General features: G+C 70.9%; 13 protein-coding genes. 6 read left to right on the plus strand and 7 right to left on the minus strand.

Annotated elements, in window-relative coordinates; translation table 11 throughout:
* Positions 1-35: 35 nt before the first annotated feature.
* Together ACIQOU_RS34730 and ACIQOU_RS34735 are read right to left on the minus strand one after the other, a co-directional pair.
* Positions 36-434 (minus strand): molybdopterin-binding protein, encoded by a 399-nt coding sequence (locus ACIQOU_RS34730; RefSeq protein WP_401543920.1) that lies wholly within the window; start codon positions 432-434, stop codon positions 36-38.
* A 48-nt stretch (positions 435-482) separates the two neighbouring features.
* The gene (locus ACIQOU_RS34735) at positions 483-2435 is read right to left on the minus strand and encodes an APC family permease (protein ID WP_401543923.1); all 1953 of its coding nucleotides are present in this window, start codon (positions 2433-2435) and stop codon (positions 483-485) included.
* A gap of 653 nt (positions 2436-3088) precedes the next feature.
* Between ACIQOU_RS34735 and ACIQOU_RS34740 the strand changes: the two genes are divergently transcribed.
* The 3 genes from ACIQOU_RS34740 (at position 3089) to ACIQOU_RS34750 (ending at position 6216) form a co-directional block, all read left to right on the plus strand.
* On the plus strand, positions 3089-4384 hold the full coding sequence (locus tag ACIQOU_RS34740; RefSeq protein WP_401543925.1) for an extracellular solute-binding protein: 1296 nt from the start codon (positions 3089-3091) through the stop codon (positions 4382-4384).
* 6 nt (positions 4385-4390) lie between these two features.
* On the plus strand, positions 4391-5389 hold the full coding sequence (locus ACIQOU_RS34745) for a carbohydrate ABC transporter permease (RefSeq protein ID WP_401543928.1): 999 nt from the start codon (positions 4391-4393) through the stop codon (positions 5387-5389).
* A gap of 62 nt (positions 5390-5451) precedes the next feature.
* The gene (locus tag ACIQOU_RS34750) at positions 5452-6216 is read left to right on the plus strand and encodes a carbohydrate ABC transporter permease (RefSeq protein ID WP_401544151.1); all 765 of its coding nucleotides are present in this window, start codon (positions 5452-5454) and stop codon (positions 6214-6216) included.
* Between the two features lie 16 nt (positions 6217-6232).
* Here ACIQOU_RS34750 and ACIQOU_RS34755 read toward each other — a convergent pair whose 3' ends face one another.
* From ACIQOU_RS34755 to ACIQOU_RS34765, 3 genes are all read right to left on the minus strand, one after another.
* Positions 6233-7285: a LacI family DNA-binding transcriptional regulator gene (locus tag ACIQOU_RS34755; RefSeq protein WP_401543931.1), complete on the minus strand. Its 1053-nt coding sequence runs from the start codon at positions 7283-7285 to the stop codon at positions 6233-6235.
* 245 nt (positions 7286-7530) lie between these two features.
* Positions 7531-7737, minus strand: a complete 207-nt coding sequence (locus ACIQOU_RS34760) for a DUF5999 family protein (protein WP_401543934.1) — start codon at positions 7735-7737, stop codon at positions 7531-7533.
* A gap of 340 nt (positions 7738-8077) precedes the next feature.
* The gene (locus ACIQOU_RS34765) at positions 8078-8662 is read right to left on the minus strand and encodes a hypothetical protein (protein ID WP_401543936.1); all 585 of its coding nucleotides are present in this window, start codon (positions 8660-8662) and stop codon (positions 8078-8080) included.
* A 550-nt stretch (positions 8663-9212) separates the two neighbouring features.
* On the opposite strand from ACIQOU_RS34765, the gene ACIQOU_RS34770 reads away from it, so the two are divergent.
* Complete coding sequence (locus tag ACIQOU_RS34770; RefSeq protein ID WP_401543939.1) at positions 9213-10730, plus strand: glutamate-cysteine ligase family protein; 1518 nt, start codon at positions 9213-9215, stop codon at positions 10728-10730.
* Between the two features lie 184 nt (positions 10731-10914).
* On the plus strand, positions 10915-11715 hold the full coding sequence (locus ACIQOU_RS34775; RefSeq protein WP_401543941.1) for a CPBP family intramembrane glutamic endopeptidase: 801 nt from the start codon (positions 10915-10917) through the stop codon (positions 11713-11715).
* A gap of 162 nt (positions 11716-11877) precedes the next feature.
* On the opposite strand, the gene ACIQOU_RS34780 is transcribed toward ACIQOU_RS34775, so the two are convergent.
* Positions 11878-12705 carry a PhzF family phenazine biosynthesis protein gene (locus ACIQOU_RS34780; protein ID WP_401543944.1) on the minus strand — a complete coding sequence of 276 codons (828 nt, stop codon included), beginning with the start codon at positions 12703-12705 and terminating at the stop codon, positions 11878-11880.
* Between the two features lie 199 nt (positions 12706-12904).
* On the opposite strand from ACIQOU_RS34780, the gene ACIQOU_RS34785 reads away from it, so the two are divergent.
* On the plus strand, positions 12905-14545 hold the full coding sequence (locus ACIQOU_RS34785; RefSeq protein ID WP_401543947.1) for a thiamine pyrophosphate-binding protein: 1641 nt from the start codon (positions 12905-12907) through the stop codon (positions 14543-14545).
* 171 nt (positions 14546-14716) lie between these two features.
* Here the strand turns inward: ACIQOU_RS34785 and argG are convergent, their stop codons facing one another.
* Positions 14717-16162: an argininosuccinate synthase gene (gene argG, locus ACIQOU_RS34790; RefSeq protein ID WP_401544153.1), complete on the minus strand. Its 1446-nt coding sequence runs from the start codon at positions 16160-16162 to the stop codon at positions 14717-14719.
* Between the last annotated feature and the right edge of the window lie 38 nt (positions 16163-16200).

Below are 16200 nucleotides of genomic sequence, written 5' to 3' on the forward strand. Positions count from 1 at the left end.
CATGTGCGTTCCTACGGAGCCGGTCCGGTGATCGGTCAGACACGGTCGATATGGACATTCGTCGACTTCACCCGGGCCGTCGCCTCCACGCCGACCTCCAGGCCGAGTTCCTCCACGGCCTCGCGGGTGAGCAGGGAGACCAGCCGGTGCGGGCCGGCCTGGATCTCCACCTGGGCGGCGACATCGCCGAGCTTGATGGCGGTGACGATGCCGGGGAAGGCGTTGCGGACCGAGGTGTACGACGTCGGCTCGTCCTCGGCGGCGTTGGCCCGGGCGAGTTCGACGGAGAACGCCGCCAGGTCCCGGCCCTCGATGAGGCGGCGGCCGCTCTCCTCGCGGTGGGTCGGCACGCGGCCCGCGTCGGCCCAGCGGCGGGCGGTGTCGGGGCTCACGCCGAGCAGCCGCGCTGCCTGGCCGATGGTGTAGGACTGCATGCCGCTCACGATAGGCGGGAGCGGCGGCCCGGGCTCGGCGGGGGACCGTCAGCCGGTGTGGACGCGGGGGCGGCGTTTGCGGTCCCGTTCCGCCTCGCGCAGCACCTCGCGGGTGACCGGGGCGACCTCGCCCTGGCCGAAGAGGAGGAAGCGCAGGAAGTTGGCGAACGGATTGCCCTCGGTCCACTCGAAGTACATGTGCGGAATGCAGCCCGTGGAGTCGCGGACGTGCAGCAGCAGGGCGGCCAGGGCGTTGGCGATGGAGGACGACTCCAGGGTCAGCACCCGGTACCGGTCGTGCAGGACCTCGCCGCGCACCGTGACGACGGACTCGAACTCGGAGGGGTCGGCCACCGTCACCTCGACGAACACGAAGTCCTCGCCGGGGATGTCGTTGTCGTTGCGGATCTGCTCCAGCTTCTCCCGGTACTCGGCCGGGTCGCGCTGGTCGGGCTCGTTGGCGATGAACCGGATCTTCCGGCTGGCCATGTCTCTGATGAAACGTTCCGCCATGGGGTCGAGCGTCACGCCGTTCACGCGGAGTTCGAAGGCGCGGGCCAGCCGGGAGAGCAGCGAGACCAGGATGATGCCGGCGATGAAGCAGGCGCCGATCTTCACGCCGTCGGGGCGCTCGATGACGTTCACGACCGTCGTGTAGAGGAAGACCGCGGCGATCACCGCGAAGCCGATGCTCCAACGGCGTTGGCCCGCCTTGCGGGCGGCGATGGTGACGGCGATCGCGGCGGAGCTGATCAGCACCAGGACGCCGGTGGCGTAGGCGCCGCCCTGGGCGTCGACGTCGGCGTTGAAGATCCAGGTGACCAGGAAGGCGACGAGGGTGAAGACGATGACCATCGGGCGGACCGCGCGTGCCCAGTGCGGGGCCATGCCGTAGCGGGGGAGGTAGCGCGGCATCAGGTTGAGCAGTCCGGCCATCGCGGAGGCGCCGGCGAACCAGAGGATGGCGATGGTGGAGATGTCGTAGATCGTGCCGAAGACGCCGCCCAGGTACTCGTGGGCGAGGTAGGCGAGCGCGCGGCCGTTGGCGTCGCCGCCGGACTTGAACTCCTTCTCCGGGATGAGCAGCGTGGTGATGAAGCTGGTGGCGATCAGGAACACGCTCATGATCAGGGCGGCCGTGGTGAGCAGCTTCTTGGTGTCCCGGATGCGGCCGGTGGGCCGTTCCTCGGTCTCGCCCGGGTCGCCCTTGACGTGCGGCATCACGGCGACGCCGGTCTCGAAGCCGGACAGGCCGAGGGCGAGCTTGGGGAAGACGATCAGGGCGACGCCGATCATCGCGAAGGCGTTGCCGTGCTCGGTGGTGAGGGCGCTGGACCAGTCGGTGATCACATGTTCGGCGGTGACGACGTGCCAGAGGCCGACGGCCACGACGACGACGTTCAGCGTGAGGTAGAGGCCGACCAGGGCGGTCGCGACGCCGATGGCCTCCAGGAAGCCCTTGAGGAAGACCGCGCCGAGCAGGGCCACCAGGATCAGGGTGATCAGCATCTGCTTGTCGTGCAGGGCGCTGGTCAGATGCGGGTTCTCGATCAGGTGGGTGGAGGCGTCGGCGGCCGACAGGGTGATCGTGATGAGGAAGTCGGTGGCGGCGAAGCCCAGCAGGGTCAGGACGAACAGCTTGCCCTTCCAGAACGACAGCAGCCGCTCCAGCATCGCGATCGAGCCCTCGCCGTGCGGGCTCTCCTCGGCCACCCGCCGGTACACCGGCAGCGCGCCCGCCAGGGTGACGACGACCAGCACGATCGTCGCGATGGGGGAGAGCAGACCGGCCGCGAGCGCCGCGATGCCCGGCTGGTAGCCGAGGGTCGAGAAGTAGTCGACGCCGGTCAGGCACATCACCCGCCACCAGGGCTGGCCCTTGTGCGGGGGCTCGGCGTGGGGCTGGGTGGCCGGGGTGCCGGTCTTGCCGCCCATCTCGGACAGGCCTTGCAGCATCCAGGTACGCAGACGGCTGGCGGGCGGGGGCTGGGTGGTGGCCATCGGCGTGCTCCTGGTGGGTGGCTCAGCGTGAGGTTCCGGCCATCACGCGGACGGCCGCACCAGCGTAAGCAGAGAGTGACGCGAGGGCCCACAGATGATCAGCTCGGAAGCGTCAAACTTCCGTTAAGACCGGCCTTGTCGGCGTTGCGCGGGCGGTGCGGGGCGGAGTTCGGGGGGCCGGGGCGCGGTTGGGCCGTACGGGGGAGGGGGCTGGGCGTACGGAGCGTCATGGCGTGCGGGGGTGGGGGCGGGAGGTGGTGGGGGTTCCGGTGGCTGGAAACGGTTGATGTGGGGTGCCGGTCTCCGGGACTCGGTCGTGTCGGTGGGGGCGCCGGCTCTCGGGAGCGGTGGCAGTCGGTGGGGGTGCCCGTGCTGGTGCGGGGTGGTGGTCGCTGGGGCGAGGGGTGGCTTCGTAATGTTCGGGTCTGGGGGCGAATGTTTCGGTGGTGGGGGGTGGGGCGGTGCGTGGCCCGGGGATCAATGTCCCGTGACGGTAAGGGAGTTGGCTGCGGATTCGCGGCGTACAAGGGGTTGCCACCGTTTGGGAGGTGTCTCTAGGGTGCGGCAACGACGCATCTTTCCGGATCTTCTCCGAAACTTTCGGTGCCAGTGGGAGGCCGTGGACACGGCCTCCCGTACCCAAGGAGCGCAACATGGGCGACCGGGAACTGTCCCGCCGCGGCTTCCTCTCGGCCTCCGCCGCGGCCGGTCTGGGCATGACGGCACTGAGCGGCTGCGGCGGGGAATCGGACAGCGGCTCCTCGTCGGGGCGGACGACGATCGAGTGGTGGAACATCTCCACCACCGAGCCCGCCAAGAGCGTCTGGGCCCAGCTCGCCAAGAAGTTCGAGACCCAGCACCCCGACGTCACCATCAAGACCGTCCAGCTGGAGAACGACGCCTACAAGGCGAAGATGACCGCGCTCACCGCCTCCGGCAAGCTCCCGGACATCTTCCACACCTGGGGCGGCGGCATCCTCGGACAGCAGGTCGACGCCGGACTCGTCGAGGACCTCACCGACCGGACGGAGCCATGGGCCGGCGACCTGCTGCCGGCCGCCAGACAGCCCTACCTCGTCGACAAGAAGGTGTACGGCATCCCCTTCGACGTCGGCATGGTCGGCTTCTGGTACAACAAGGCCCTCTTCGAACGGGCCGGCATCAGCGAGCCCCCCACCACCTGGGGCCAATTCCTCGAAGCCGTCAGCACGTTGAAGTCCGCCCAGCTCACGCCCCTCGCGCTGGCGGGCAAGGAGAAGTGGCCCGGCATGTACTACTGGGCCTACCTCGCGATGCGCACCGCGGGGATCGCCGCGCTGCAAAGGGCCGCCGCCGACAAGGACTTCAGTGATCCGGGGATCGTGAAGGCCGGCGCCCACCTCAAGGACCTGGTCCAACTCCAGCCGTTCCAGAAGGGGTTCCTCGGCGCCGCCTACTCCACGCCGACCGGGCAGGCCGCGACCGTCGGCAACGGCAAGGCCGCCATGGAACTCATGGGCCAGTGGGCCCCCTCGGTCGAGGCGGACGCGGGAAAGGGGCTCGGCGCCGACCTCGGCTTCTTCCCGTTCCCGGCCGTCGAGGGCGGCAAGGGCGCGCTCACCGAGGTGTTCGGGGGCGGCGGCGGGCACGCGCTGCGCCGGGGCGCCCCGCAGGCGGCCGTCGACTTCCTGAAGTTCTTCGCCTCCGAGACCACCGACCGCCAACTCGTCGAGAAGACCGGCGTACTGCCCGTCGTACCGGCCGCCGAGAGCGCCCTCGAAGACGCCAACACCAAAGCCGTTCAAGCACAGTTGAAGAGCGCCACCGGGTTCCAGCTCTACCTCGACCAGGCGTATCCGCCCGCCGTCGGCCAGGAGGTCAACGACAGCGTGGCCGCGCTCATCGCCGGGTCCATGTCCCCCGAGCAGGTCGCACAGTCGATCACGAAGACCGCGAAGGAAGAGCAGTAACCGGCGATGACCTCCACCTTCCTCCCGGACCGACGGACGGGCCCCGGCACCGCCGCGGAGCCCCCGTCCTCCGGCGCGGCCCCGGGGCGCAGACGGCGGCGCCTGCTGAACCTGCTCACCGCGGTCGGCTTCCAACTCCCCGCCCTGGTGCTCTTCATCGGCCTGGTCCTGCTGCCGATGCTGTTCGCGCTGTACGCGTCCTTCTTCCGCTGGGGCGGCTTCGGGATGCCGACCGACTACTCCGGCACCGACAACTTCACCCGGCTCTTCCAAGACCCCGTGTTCCTGGGCGACTTGGGGCGCTGTCTGGTCCTGGTGGCCCTCTCGCTCGCGCTGCAACTGCCGTTCGCGCTCGGTATCGCGGTGCTGCTCAACCAGAAGCTGCGCGGCCGGGCCGTCTACCGGATGCTGTTCTTCGCGCCCTATGTGCTCTCCGAGGCGATCACCGGCGTCCTGTTCAGCATGGTCTTCGCGCCGGGCGACGGGCTCGCCGACCATGTCCTGGGCGCGGTCGGCCTCGACGGGCTCGGCGGGGAGTGGTTCGCCGGCCCCTCGACCGTGATGGCGACCCTGTTCCTCGTCATGACGTGGAAGTACTTCGGCTTCCACATGATGCTCTACCTGGCCGGACTCCAGTCCGTCCCGGCCGAGTTGACCGAGGCCGCGCTGATCGACGGCGCCGGACCCTGGCAGCGGTTCCGCAATGTCACCCTGCCGCTGCTCGCGCCCACGCTGCGCATCAGCGTCTTCCTGTCGGTGATCGGCTCCATCCAGCTCTTCGACCTGGTGTGGGTGGTCACCCAGGGCGGCCCCGACCACCACTCGGAGACCCTCGCCGTGACGATGTTCCAGTACGGCTTCAAGCGCTACCAGGTCGGCTACGCCAGCGCCATCAGCGTCGTCATGTTCGGCATCTGCCTGGTCTTCTCCCTCGCCTACCAGCGGTTCGTGCTCCGCCGCGACCTCGAAGGCGCCACCACCACCATGAGGGGAGGCGGCGCGTGAGCCCGCGCAGGCCCGCCCGGGCCCTGACGCTCCACGGGGTCCTGGTCGTCATCGGCGCCGTGATGGCCGTTCCGCTGCTGTACGCGGTGCTGTCCGGCTTCAAGTCCACCGACCAACTCTCCCGCAACCCCGTCGGGTTGCCCGCGCCCTGGGTGATCGGCAACTACACCGGCATCCTCGGCTCCGGGGACTTCTGGCGGCTGGTCGGCAACAGCACGCTGATCGCGGTGGCGACGACGGTGCTGGTGGTCGCCCTCTCCGCGCTCGCCGCGTTCTCCTTCGCGCGGTTCGCCTTCCGGGGCCGCGAGGTGCTGTTCACCGTGTTCACGATGGGGCTGATGTTCCCGTTCGCGGTGGCCGCGCTGCCGTTGTTCCTGCTGCTGCGCTCGCTCGGCCTGCTGGACAACCCGCTGGGGGTGATCCTGCCGCAGGCCGCGTTCGGGCTGCCGATGACCATCATCATCCTGCGCGGCTTCTTCCGGCAGATCCCCGGCGAGCTGGAGGAGGCCGCCACGCTCGACGGGTGCGGCCCGTTCGGGTTCTTCTGGCGGGTGCTGCTGCCGATGGCCCGCCCCGCGCTCGGCACGGTGTCGGTGCTCGCGGTCGTCACCAGCTGGAACAACTTCTTCCTGCCGCTGCTGGTGTTCACCGACAGCACCTGGTGGACGCTGCCGATCGGCGTCCAGCAGTTCCAGGGCCAGTACGCGGCGGACTACGCCCGCGTCTTCGCCTACCTCGTCCTCGCCATGGCCCCGGCGCTGGCCTTCTACGCCGTCGCCGAACGGCAGTTGGTCGGCGGCCTCACCGCGGGGGCCACCAAGGGGTGACGGCCGGGCACGCGGGTCACGCCGGGCGGGCGGGGGGCGCGGTGCTGGCGCGGCGGACCAACTCCGTGCCCAGCTCCACCCGGGGTGAGTCGGGGCGTTCGTCGCGGGCCAGCCGCAGCACCGTGCGGACCGCCAACGTGCCCATCTCCGCGAGGGGTTGGCGGACCGTGGTGAGCGGCGGCGAGGACCAGCGCACTTCCGGAAGGTCGTCGAAACCCACCACGCTCAGGTCCTGCGGCACCCGCAGCCCGCGCCGGCGCAGCGCCTCGATCGCGCCCAACGCCATCTGGTCGCTGGCCGCGAACACCGCCGTCGGCGGCCGCTCCAGCTCCAACAGGGCGCCGCACGCGGTGAATCCGGACTCCGGGTGGAAGTCGCCGGGGACGACGAGGTCGGCGTCGACGGCGATCCCGGCGCCCTCCAGGGCCGCACGGTAACCGTCGTACCGGGCACGGGAGCACAGCAGCCGGGCGGGGCCCGCGATCAGGCCGATCCGCCGGTGACCGAGGTCCAGCAGATGCTGGGTGGCCGCCATGCCGCCCGCCCAGTTGGCGGCGCCGATGGTCGGCACGTCCAGCCCGGGCGAGCCCGCCGGGTCGACGACGACCAGGGGGACGCCGAGCGCGCGCAACTCCTCGTGCACCACCGGCTCCAGGGCCGAGGTGACCAGGACGACGCCGTCCGAGGCGCGCGAGCGCAGGTTGCGCATCCACTCCCGCGCGGCACCGGAACGCCCGTGCAGGGCCGACACCACCGTGCCCACCCCGGCCGCGTGCGCCGCCTCCTCCACACCCCGGATGATCTCCACGGCCCAGGGGCTGTCGAGGTCGTCGAAGACCAGGTCGAGCAGGGCGGCGCGGGTGCGGGAGGCGCTGGGGCGTCTGCGGTAGCCGTGGCGCAGCAGCAGGTCCTCGACCCGGGCGCGGGTGCTGGGGGAGACGTCCGACCTGCCGTTGACCACCCGGGACACGGTCGGCACGGACACCCCGGCCGCGCGGGCGATCTCCGTGATCGTGACCCTGCCCCGGGCGTCGGCGCCCTGACCGGCGTCCGCCGCGTGTGCTGCCACGTCCCCCACCTCCGTCGACGGTTCCCGCCGCGTGCCGTGCGGGGCGGGCGGCGAAACTTCCAGGATTCTTCCGGAAACACGCAGACTAGGGGAGTACGGGGGAGGAGTGATCACCGGGGCCGGCGGAGTGCGGGGGCGGGGCTACGGTCGGTGAACGGCGCCGGACGTGCGTCGGGGCCGGCTCGCGAGTCTCCGCGACCGGCCCCTCAAGTACCCCGGGCGGTGCGCCTGCCGCCCGGTGCCGCTCAGACGGCGGCGGTGATCCTGTCGGCGTCGACCGGTCGGTGCGGGCCGATGACACGGCCGTCGGGCAGCAGTTCACCGGTGTCCTCGAAGAGCAGGACGCCGTTGCACAGCAGGCTCCAACCCTGCTCCGGGTGGTGGGCCAGGAGCCGGGCCGACTCGCGGTCGGCGGAGGCTGCGGTGGAACACGGAGGCTGGTGCTGGCACATGGCAGGGATCTTTCGCTGTGTCGTCGTATGGGCGTGGGCAGTTGCGTCTGTGGTGTCTTTCCCGCGGCGAGTGTGTTCGTTCATTGCCGCCCCCCGTGGTGATGAGTCGGTCGAACCCAGTGTTGCCCCACGGACGTCGTTCCGCAGGGATTTCGCGGCACCGCTTCTCATAGTTGATGACGCATCACCCGCGTGGACGGTTCAGCTCGGTGGCACTGTCCCTTCGGATGGTTCCCGCTGGTCTTTTGGGGCTAGTCCATCCAGGTCACGGACAGGAAAAAGGCTCGTACGAGCAAGAAAATGCTCGTACGAGCGCAACGGCTCCGAGGGGTACGGGAGATCAGGCGGGCGAACCCAACAGCGGCGCCGGGGTGGCCCGGTGGGTCAGCACCGGCAGCAACTCGGCGACCCGGTGCGGACGGTGGGCCGCGATACCGGGCGGCGCCGGCGCGAGCGGGACCAGCAGGTCGGTGGCGGCGGGGTGGCCGTCGGCGCCGTCCGCCGCGACGTCGCCGTGCAGCCACAGGGTGAGCATGTAGAGCCGTGGCACCGACAACAGCCTTGGCTGGTAAGGCTGTTGGAGCAGCTCGGCCTGGCGCAGGGCCAGCTCGGTCGAGGTGATGTAGGGGCCCTCGAAGAAGTGCGAGAAGGCCCAGCCGTCGGGGGTCAGCCGGGTTTCGGCGGCGGCCACCGCACGGTCCCCGCAGCGGATCAGGAAGCGCCAGCCCGCCAGCCGGGTGGCGAACGGTCCCGCCGGGGTCGTCTCGTCCAACACATGGACGGGCAGCGGGAGTTCGGCTGCGGCGGGGCCCTTGGCGCGCAGCAGGGCGGGGGTGCGGGCCTCGTGGACGGCGGTGGGTGAGGCCAGGGCGGTGACAACGGTGCGCAGTGCGGGCGCGGGAGCCGGGGGGACATGCAGCGGCATGGTGGGTCGCCTCTCATTCGACAGGCACGGTGGCGCGAGGGCGGGGCGGACGACGCTGTCTGCTCACGAAGGTCAGAGGCGGGGCCACGGCCCGGGACGAGGAGGGTGGGTGAGGCATGCCGCACGTCAACCTCGACGGCAGGTTCCGGTACCGGGGTCGCCAACTCTCTGCCTTGCCCGCGAGTTTATACGACAAGTGTTCAGGCGGGGTTTCGGCTAGCCGCTTTCGGTGTACCCGGCAAGGTCGCAATCGGTCGGCGTTCTGCGGCGAAAGTCCCGTTTCCGATCCGATGGTGCGCGGGTGACCTCGGGAAAGGTCCGGCCAGCGGTCGGCCCATTCTCATCGTCGTTTTTCACGAGGGATCGAGTACCGGAACCGGTCACCTCTCCATGCCCCGTGAATGTGCCACTGGTCACACATCGTCAGGGTAGTCGGTGACGTGGCCGATCGGACACGTTATCGATCGGCTCGACTGGGCATCATCCACCGTGACCCAGGAGGCCGGCGGTCCTGATCGTCAAGGATCGCCCTTGTGAGGAGGGACCCCATATGGGGGAGAAGGTCGTGGCGGGTCGGTTCGACCTGTCCGATCGGCAGCACTACCGCGACAAGCTCCGGCGGTGTCTGTCGGGGCTGGAGCTGCTGCTGGAGCGCAAGCGGTTCGACCGGCCCAAGAACCTCATGGGTCTGGAGATCGAATTGAATCTCGCCGGCCCGGACGGGATGCCCAGAATGCTCAACGGGCAGGTCTTGGAACGCATCGCGAGCCGTGATTTCCAAACAGAACTCGCCATGTTCAATCTGGAAGTCAACATTGCGCCACACACGTTGGGAGGCCGGGTATTCGACCGGCTCGCCGAAGAACTCCGCACCTCGCTCGCGTATGCCCACCGAAAAGCCGGAGAAGTCGACGCGGGAATCGTGATGATCGGTATTCTTCCGACGCTCGAACGCGACGATCTGGTCTCTTCGAACCTTTCCGACGTCGACCGCTACACCCTGCTCAACGATCAGATAGTGGCCGCCCGCGGCGAGGACTTCCTGCTCGACATCGACGGCATCGAACGCCTCACCTGCACCTCCAAGTCCATCGTGCCGGAGGCCGCCTGCACCTCCGTGCAACTGCATCTCCAGGTCACCCCGGACCGGTTCGCCGACGTGTGGAACGCCGCCCAGGCCGTCACCGCCGCGCAGATAGCCGTCGGCGCCAACTCGCCGTTCCTCTTCGGGCGTGAGCTGTGGCGGGAATCCAGGCCGCCGCTGTTCCAGCAGTCCACCGACACCCGCCCGCCCGAACTCCAGTCCCAGGGCGTACGCCCGCGCACCTGGTTCGGGGAACGCTGGATCACCTCCGCGCACGACCTCTTCGAGGAGAACCTCCGCTACTTCCCCGCCCTCCTGCCGATCTGCGACGACGAGGAACCCCTGGACGTGGTCGCGGCCGGCGGCGTCCCCAGCCTCGCCGAACTCGTCCTGCACAACGGCACCGTGTACCGCTGGAACCGCCCCGTCTACGGCGTCGCCGACGGCGTCCCGCACCTGCGCGTGGAGAACCGCGTGCTGCCCGCCGGGCCCACCGTCACGGACGTCGTCGCCAACGCGGCCTTCTACTACGGGCTGGTCCGCGCCCTCGCCGAGGAGACCCGGCCGGTGTGGACCCGGCTGCCGTTCGAGGCCGCCGCCGCCAACTTCGACGCCGCCTGCCGGTACGGCATCGACGCCCAGCTCACCTGGCCACGGCGCGGCCGCTACGGTTCCACCGCGCAGGTCGACGCCGTCACCCTGGTCCGCGACGAGCTGTTGCCGCTGGCCGAGACCGGGCTCGCCGCGTGGGGCGTCGAACGCGCCGACCGCGACCTGTATCTCGGGGTCATCGAGGAGCGCTGCCGACGCCGGGTCAACGGCGCGACCTGGCAGGCGGCGACCTTCCACCGGGCGCTGGAGGCCGGGCTCCCGCGCGATGCCGCGCTGGCCGCCACCACCCGCCGTTACAGCGAGCTGATGCACCTGGGCGAACCCGTGCACACCTGGCCGGTCGGCCTCCCGACACCGGTCCCCACGGGGTGAGGGCGCCGATTTCGGTGAGGTGAGTGCCGGTTCTGGCGGGTGAACGGTGGTCGGGCTCGGGCGCGCTGGTTGCGCGCCGGGCGCTCCGGCCGCCGTTCGCCCGCTGCCGTGCGGGGGGTCGCCCGCGTCTGTCCCGGACCGATCGGGCAAGCTGTGACGTCCCATGACGTGACTGGAGGCAGGCGTGCAGGCAGAGGCGGGCGCGGTGGCCGGATCTCTTCCACCCGAGCGGCCCTCGCGGCGGTTCCTCCGTGACGAGACGCTGCTCGTCCTCGGGCTCTCGCTCGGCGCGAGCGGGGTGTCCGCCCTGATCAGCTTTGTCGGCTCGGTCACCAAGCCGGGCGGCCTCAAGGACCAGGCGGCCACGCTCAACGCGTCCGCCGCGCCCGGTCGGCCCTGGCTCGATCTCGCCTGGCAGCTCTTCGGGATCGCCACCGCGCTGGTGCCCGTCGCGCTCGTCGCCCACCTTCTGCTGCGCGAGGGCGCGAGCCTGCGCACCCTCGGCTTCGACCGCACCCGGCCCTGGTTCGACCTCGGGCGCGGGGCCGGGGTCGCGGCCGTGATCGGCAGTACCGGCATCGCGTTCTACCTCGCCGCCCGGGGCCTCGGCTTCAACCTCACCGTCGTGCCCGAAGCACTGCCCGACGTGTGGTGGAAGTACCCGGTACTGGTGCTGTCCGCGCTCCAGAACGCGATCCTCGAAGAGGTCATCGTCGTCGGCTATCTGCTGCGCAGGCTGGGGCAGTTGGGGTGGACGGCGGGGACGGCGCTGGTCGCGAGTGCGGTGCTGCGGGGTTCGTATCACCTGTACCAGGGGATCGGCGGGTTCATCGGGAACCTGGTGATGGGGCTGGTGTTCGTCTGTCTCTACCGGCGGTGGGGGCGGGTGGGGCCGCTGGTGGTGGCCCACTCACTCTTGGACATCGGGGCGTTCGTCGGGTACGCGCTGCTCGCGGGCAAGGTGGGCTGGCTGCCTACGGCTTGAGGCGGGGCTTGCCGAACGGGGGCTTGTCGGGCCGCAGTTGACCGGTCTGCGGCTGTCCGGCCTGCCGTTCGTCGGCTTGCGGTTGGCCGGCCCGCGGCTTGCCGGTCCGTGGTGCGCCGGTCCGTGGTGCGCCGGTCCCGCGGGGTTCCGGTCCGCGGCCGGTCACACGAGGAGTTCTCCGTCGACGACGGTGATCGCGTGTCCCTTCAACAGGGTGCGGTCGCCCAGGAGTTGGGTGCCGACCAGGCCGGTGCGGCGGGAGGCCTGCAAGCCCGTGAGCGCGGCGCGGCCGAGGCGGGCGGACCAGTAGGGCGCGAGTGCGGTGTGGGCGCTGCCGGTGACCGGGTCCTCGTCGATGCCGGAGTTCGGGAAGAAGCACCGGGAGACGAAGTCGTAGCCCCGGGACGGGTCCTGGGCGCGGGCGGTGGCGATCACGCCTCGGGTGGAGGCGGCGGCCAGTGCCCGGTGGTCCGGGGTGAGGTCGCGGACCGTCTTCTCGTCGGCGAGTTCGATGAGCAGCTCGCCCACGAGGGGGCCGGTGTCGAAGGTCGCGACCGGCTCGGCGCCCAGTGCCTCCGCGACGCCGGGTGGGGCCTCGTCCCGCGTGAGCGGTGCGGTCGGGAAGTCCAGGATGATCGAGCCGTCGCCCTGCGGGGTCGCGATCAGGATGCCGCTGCGGGTGGCGAAGCGGACGTTGCCCTGGTGGGTGGCGGTGGTGTGCAGGACGTGGGCAGTGGCGAGGGTGGCGTGGCCGCACTGGGGCACTTCCGTGGTGGGCGTGAACCAACGTAGGGCCCAGTCGGCGGCGCCCTCGCCCCGGCCGGCGCCCTCGCCCCGGAGGGGGTGGGCGAATGCCGTTTCGGCGTGGTTCAGCTCCGTGGCGATCTGTTGGAGGCGGGAGTCTGGGGGGAAGGTGTCCAGGAGGACTACGCCTGCGGGGTTGCCCTTGAAGGGGTGGGGAGTGAAGGCGTCTACGACTCGGATGCGCATGTGGGGACGGTAGGGGGTGAGCTTGGTGGTCGGCCAAGGCCAATCGGGTTTGGGTGGACTGGGGTGGGTGGTCACGTGCGGCGCCATGGGGGCTGGTCGCGCAGTTCCTCGCGCCCCTGGGGGGGGTGGGGGTAAGTCGTTGTTTGTTGGGTGACGGTAGGTACGGTCTCGCTCGCGTTCTTGTCCTGGAGGGACGGTCATGAAGGTCGCCGAAGCTGTGGGGCGGGCGCTCGTCTCCGCCGGGATCGGCCAGGTGTTCGGCGTGGTCGGGTCGGGCAACTTCCACCTGACCAACGCCATGGTCGCGGCCGGCGCCCGCTTCGTCGCCGCCCGGCACGAGGGCGGGGCGGCCACCATGGCCGACGCGTACGCCCGGGTCAGCGGTGCGCCGACCGCCCTCAGCGTCCACCAGGGACCCGGCCTCACCAACGCCCTCACCGGCATCACCGAGGCCGCCAAGAGCCGCACCCCGCTGCTCGTCCTGGCCGCCGAGGCGACCGGGCCGCACTCCAACTTCCGTGTCGACCAAGCCGTGTTGGCGCATGCCGTCGGTGCCGTCACCGCGCGCGTGACGACGGCGCACGACGCCGTGGAGCAGGCCCTCGCCGCACTGCACCGGGCCCACCGCGAACGCCGTACCGTCCTGCTCAACCTCCCTCTGGACGTACAGGCGTTGGAGGTGCCGGAGGGGGTGCGCGCTGCCGTGCGCGAGCCGTCCGGGCCGGTTGCCGTCGAGCCGCCAGCAGGCCAAGTGGGCGAACTGGCAAGGGTGTTGGACGCGTCCCGGCGGCCGGTGTTCCTCGCCGGGCGCGGTGCGCGGACGCCCGCCGCCCGGGACGCCCTCGCCGAACTCGCCGACCACTGCGGCGCGTTGCTCGCCACCTCGGCGGTCGCGCGCGGACTGTTCCAGGGCGACGACTGGTCGCTCGACGTCTGCGGCGGCTTCACCTCCCCGCTCGCCGCCGAACTGATCACCGGCGCCGACCTCGTCGTCGGCTGGGGCTGCGCCGTGAACATGTGGACCACCCGGCACGGCCACCTGATCGGCCCCGGCGCGACCGTCGCGCAGATCGACGACGACCCCACGGCGCTCGGCGCGCACCGGGCCGTCGACCTCGGTGTCACCGGGGACGTGGAACTGACCGCGCGCCGGGTGCTGGCGGCGTGCGGGCCACGGCGTGCGGGGTACCGGAGCCCGCAGCTCGCGGCCGACCTCGCCGCCCGGGTGCGCTGGCGGGACGTGCCCTACGACGACGAGAGCACCGGGGACCGCATCGACCCGCGCACGTTGAGCGCCGCCCTCGACGACCTCCTCCCGGCGGAACGGGTGATCGGCGTCGACTCCGGGAACTTCATGGGCTATCCGACCGCCTACCTCTCGGTGCCGGACCAGGACGGATTCTGCTTCACGCAGGCTTACCAGTCGATCGGCCTCGGGCTCGCGACGGCGATCGGAGCGGCGCTGGCCCGGCCGGACCGGGTGCCCGTGGCGGTGCTCGGCGACGGGGGTGCGCTGATGAGCGCGGTGGAACTGGACACGGTGCGCAGACTGGGGCTGCCGATGGTCGTCGTGGTCTACAACGACGACGGGTACGGGGCCGAGGTGCATCACTTCGGGCCCGACGGGTTCCCGCTGGACACGGTGACCTTTCCGGACACGGACATCGCGGCCGTGGCCCGGGGGTACGGCTTCGACGCGGTGACCGTGCGGACGCCGGGGGACCTCGACGCCGTTGCCGCGTGGGTGGCGGGGGCGAGGTCGGCGCCGTTGCTGATCGACGCGAAGGTGACGCGGGAGCACGGGGCGTGGTGGCTGGAGGAGGCGTTCCGGGGGCACTAACGGCAGTGCCGGTGACCCCGGGTCCCACTGGTCCAGGGGCGAGTGCCGGTGGCGTGCGAAAGGGCCGGCTCGACGGTGATCTCGTCGGGCCGGCCCCTTTCTCCGCCGTTCACCTCGAAGCCGTTCGGCCCCAACTGCCTGGAACGGCCGGGTGGTTCGGGCTGTGGGCGGTCAGTCCGTGCCGGACTCCATCGCGGCGCGGTCGAGGAGCGCGTCCTCGTCGGAGGACTCGCCGCGCGAGGCGATCGCCTCGGCGCCGCCCTCCGGCATGCTGCCGATCAGACCGGTCGCGGCGGCCTGCGCGGCGCCGATCGAGGGGCTGCCGCCGCCGATCAGACCGAGGCTCGCGTACTGCTCCAGCTTGGCGCGGGAGTCGGCGATGTCGAGGTTGCGCATGGTGAGCTGGCCGATCCGGTCCACCGGGCCGAACGCCGAGTCCTCGGTGCGCTCCATCGACAGCTTGTCCGGGTGGTAGCTGAACGCCGGGCCCGTGGTGTCGAGGACCGAGTAGTCCTCGCCGCGCCGCAGCCGCAGGGTCACCTCACCGGTGACGGCGGTGCCGACCCAGCGCTGGAGGGACTCGCGGATCATCAGGGCCTGCGGGTCCAGCCAGCGGCCCTCGTACATCAGGCGGCCCAGGCGACGGCCTTCGTTGTGGTACTGGGCGAGGGTGTCCTCGTTGTGGATGGCGTTGACGAGGCGCTCGTACGCGGCGTGCAGCAGGGCCATGCCCGGGGCCTCGTAGATGCCGCGGCTCTTGGCCTCGATGATGCGGTTCTCGATCTGGTCGGACATGCCCAGGCCGTGCCGGCCGCCGATCGCGTTGGCCTCCATCACCAGGTCGACGGCGGAGGCGAACTCCTTGCCGTTGATCGTCACCGGGCGACCCTGGTCGAAGCCGACGGTGACGTCCTCGGCGGCGATCTCGATCGACGGGTCCCAGAAGCGGACGCCCATGATCGGGTCGACGGTCTCGACGCCGGTGTCCAGGTGCTCCAGGGTCTTCGCCTCGTGGGTGGCGCCCCAGATGTTGGCGTCGGTGGAGTACGCCTTCTCCGTGCTGTCGCGGTAGGGCAGCCCGTGGGCGACCAGCCACTCGGACATCTCCTTGCGGCCGCCCAGCTCGGTCACGAAGTCCGCGTCCAGCCAGGGCTTGTAGATCCGCAGGTGCGGGTTGGCGAGCAGACCGTAACGGTAGAACCGCTCGATGTCGTTGCCCTTGAACGTCGAACCGTCGCCCCAGATCTGGACGTTGTCCTCCAGCATCGCCCGGACCAGGAGCGTGCCGGTGACGGCGCGGCCCAGCGGGGTGGTGTTGAAGTACGCCCGCCCGCCCGAACGGATGTGGAACGCGCCGCAGGTGAGCGCGGCCAGGCCCTCCTCGACCAGCGCGGCACGGCAGTCGACCAGACGCGCGATCTCGGCGCCGTAGGTGTGCGCACGGCCGGGCACCGACGCGATGTCGGGCTCGTCGTACTGGCCGATGTCGGCGGTGTAGGTGCACGGGACGGCGCCCTTGTCGCGCATCCACGCGACCGCGACAGAGGTGTCGAGGCCGCCCGAGAAGGCGATACCGACGCGCTCGCCGGTGGGCAGGGAGGTGAGGACCTTGGACATAGGAAGAGTATGCATCACGACGCATGGTCATGCAAAGG

Origin of the sequence: Streptomyces sp. NPDC091279, from assembly GCF_044757465.1 — a bacterium.
Taxonomy (GTDB): domain Bacteria; phylum Actinomycetota; class Actinomycetes; order Streptomycetales; family Streptomycetaceae; genus Streptomyces.